The organism is uncultured Methanobrevibacter sp. (genome assembly GCF_900316895.1).
Classification (GTDB): domain Archaea; phylum Methanobacteriota; class Methanobacteria; order Methanobacteriales; family Methanobacteriaceae; genus Methanocatella.
Genome location: NZ_ONER01000120.1, coordinates 1 through 3537, shown reverse-complemented (window position 1 = coordinate 3537; position 3537 = coordinate 1). Strand labels below are relative to the sequence as shown.

Here is a 3537-nt window from a genome sequence, read left to right as displayed (position 1 = left end):
CAAACGTTCATTAATTGCGTTAATCATATCATCAATGGTTTTTTCATCTCTGACATCACCGTACATATTGAAAATGATTGTGTTGCCTTGACTTACAGTAGTATTTCCTCCACCGGAACCCGCACCTGAGATAGGCATTTCAAATCCACCACTACCCCCAGTCATTATCTTCCAGATATCGCCACCAACACTTTGAATTTGGTGTACAACATCAAGTATTGGTTGGGCAGCAGTCATAACCATATTTTTGAAACTTTCCCATGCAGCACCAGCAGCGGATAAACCTCCAGTAATTGCGGAACACATACTACTTACAGCACTACTGACAGTATTCCAAACATTAACCAACCCTTGGAAAACTGCTCTTGCACCATTAATAATACCTGTAACCGTACCAATAGCACTTTGAATCGCTCCGGCAATATACGGCCATACAATCTGAGCAACAGTGTAAATATTCCGGAAATGCTGAATCATACCTTGAATCACCAATACCACCACAGGACCAACTGCATTGAGTACCATCTGTAAACCATTAATCGCCCAGGATAAAATATCAAACTGCCCACCAGCACCACCAAGTGCTGACATGATTGCCTGACCCAGTCCAACAATAGCATTCCATGCATCCGTCAATCCCTGCTTAATCATATCAATTGCCTGAATGACATACTCATTACTCATGAAGGCATCCCATAACGCCATGACACCGGATTGGATAGCTCCAAACATAGATGGAATATCACTCCACCATCCAAAGTATTTACCAACTTCATAGATAGCAATACCTAAAGCAATAATCGCAGCAATAACAATACCTACCGGTCCAGTAGCAAATGCCAATAATGATGACCCTATTCCACTAATAGTTCCACCAAGACTGCCAAATATTCCACTTAAACCACCAAGACCACTTAACATTTGAGGCAGTTGTTTAAACTTACCTAATAAATTCAAGGTTCCATTCAATTGAGTACCGAAGCCCATGACTTGGCCTCCCATACCCACAACACCCATGAGCGGTGATAAAATACCCCCCATGCTTAGACTGAAATCTTCCCATGCTGCGCCTAATTGGTCCAATAAGGTTTTATGGTCTGCTTCTTCATCGGCTAGCTCTTGGAGTTTTCCTTGATACTTTCCAGTTGCAGCAGTTGCATTGGATAATGCTCCAGGTTGTAATCCTAATGATTGTTCGACCGCTTTTAAATCTCCATCATTATCTTTTAAAGATTTACTTAATGCGGCACCGGCTTTTCTTGCACTTCCATATTTCTGTGACAGGTCACTTATTGCAACAGTAGCAGCATCTACTCCAACATGGTATTCGTTTAATGTTCCGGCTTGCATTTTAAGGATATTTGCCATATCCTTTGCACCGCCGATACTGTTGGCTTGTGCATATGCTACTGCGTTGAATGTGGATTCAAGGTTATCTCCTTTAACTCCTAATGCTCCGAATCCTCTTACTAATTGCATTGCATTCTGATAACCCATTCCGGTAGCATCGTTAATTTTATCAATGTTAGTAGCTGAGTCACCAAGTTTATCACTGGAAACACCCATCTGATTTAGCATTTGAACATATGCCATTGCTTCATCCTGTGGGAATGTTGCATTAGTAATGTTGTTGATCAAGCCGACCATGTCACCTTCAGCCATTCCGGCATTTTTTGCTAATTGCCCTACACTAATACTGGCTTGGTTCATTTGTTGTGCCATGTTTTCGGCACCTGTGCCGTATTGTTGTAGCATTTCACCAACTGCTAAATCAGTGAGGCCATCAAGTGAATCTGTTAAGTTACCGACTTGCTCTTCTGCGTCACCAGTATTTAAATTGACATCGGTTTCAGATTCCGCTTGAGCCTTCAACTCTTCAAGTTGGGCTTCCAGTTCCTCCAGTTGCTCTTCGGCTTCTGAGGTGTCTAAACCCATCATGTAATCCACGTCAATCTCTTCACGTAGATTCTCGATTTCGGTTTCTAACTCTTCAATGTCAGTGTCATCAGCTTCGATTTTTAACTGGATGTCTTGAAGCTCTTCTAAGTATTTTTCTAAACCTTGAACTTCTTCGTCATTGACTTTAGCATTGACCGTTACTTCGTATTCCTTTTGCATGTTAACCTGTCACCTCCTTAATCATGTTTCTCATAATTTTCTCACGTAACAAGATAAATGAATATTGAATTATATTCATATCCTGCAACAACAAGTTACCCAAAATATGTGATAAAGGCAAAACTAGATAAATTACACCTTTATCAGATTTTAAAAATCTTCCACATCCTCAGAAGATTCATTAAACCCACTAACAACTTTAATAGCATTAATGAATTCAACAACTAACCCTGCAGGTAATAATTTCAATTGAGCTAAAGTAAACGGTTCTTTATTACTATCATACAAATGTTCCAATAACAACTTTTGACCAATCACATATTCCTTACCTTTTTGTGCTTCTTTAGGTAATTCCCCAAATTTCAAAGGAGTAATATATGCTACAAAATCACCTTTGTTTTTTAAAGTAACACTAATAGGAATAAACTCATTATTATCAGATAGTAATAATTCTTCAATACCCTTTTGTTCATATTCAATTTCCATAGTCATAGTAATCCACTCAAAAAAAATATATTTTATATAATTCAATATCCATTAAAAAAAAATTAGAGATAAACCCAAATGGTTTATCTCACATATTCTGTATCTTTCTGCATTTCATTACACTTGAAACTCATTTTCTCGGTAGTGAAATCATTTCCTGGTTTAATCGCCACTTCAGGTGAATCCGCAACACAACCAAAGAAGTTCTTAATAATTCTGAATGGTTCTGCACCGCTTGGGCGTTTGATTTCCATTAATGTGATTTGAATACCTTGGTCTTTAGCATAACCAATAATAGTATCCAGTTGATCATATTGTTCTTTGGTTTCTAATTGGATTCTTTCGATATCAACAGTGTAACCGGTTATAGTTGAACTTGTCAATGTACCGCTAAATGTTGATTCAGAAGTAGTGTCTGTTTCGGATTTGCTTGAAAATGAAGTAACGTTAAACACTTCAGATTCCAAGTCACCGTATTTAAATTGTACTTGTTTATCGCCATCTGCCAATGTAATCATTCCTCCATTTTTTTTATTCTAATTCGACAGTGTAGTATAAATCGATTTGAGTTATTACACCATCATATACGATTTTAGTTAACTTGATAACAACACATTCTGCATTAGCCTTTTCAACAAAATACTCAATGTCTTTTGCAAATCCAAGAACCTTACAGAATTTATTTTTAATTCTTGCACATTCCGCATTAACACCAATTAAAGTGACCTTATTATTTTTCTTACCGAGATAATCTTCTAATAAGAAGTCACGGATAATTGCACCGGTCACCCTGTTAATGTAACCATCAAACAGGTTGAACTGTCTGCCGTTAACGATTTTAACGTCACCGTCCAATCTGGAAGTCATCTTGAATACAGTGTAACCTAATGATACGAGAGTGTATCCCAAGTCTCCTGAGCCGAAAGTGTATTC

Annotated in this window: 4 protein-coding genes; all 4 read right to left on the bottom strand. The window is 37.9% G+C overall.

Annotation, left to right across the window (positions count from 1 at the left end; genetic code table 11):
* Nucleotides 1-2118: phage tail tape measure protein (locus tag QZN27_RS09370; RefSeq protein ID WP_296786825.1), on the bottom strand; the 2118-nt coding region annotated here is incomplete at its 3' end.
* Nucleotides 2119-2268: 150 nt separating this feature from the next.
* A complete protein-coding gene (locus tag QZN27_RS09365) occupies nucleotides 2269-2610 on the bottom strand; it encodes a hypothetical protein (RefSeq protein ID WP_296786822.1) in 342 nt (113 codons plus the stop codon).
* Nucleotides 2611-2687: 77 nt separating this feature from the next.
* On the bottom strand, nucleotides 2688-3122 hold the full coding sequence (locus QZN27_RS09360; RefSeq protein WP_296786819.1) for a hypothetical protein: 435 nt from the start codon (nucleotides 3120-3122) through the stop codon (nucleotides 2688-2690).
* Nucleotides 3123-3135: 13 nt separating this feature from the next.
* On the bottom strand, nucleotides 3136-3537 hold a 402-nt coding region (locus QZN27_RS09355), incomplete at its 5' end, for a hypothetical protein (protein ID WP_296786816.1).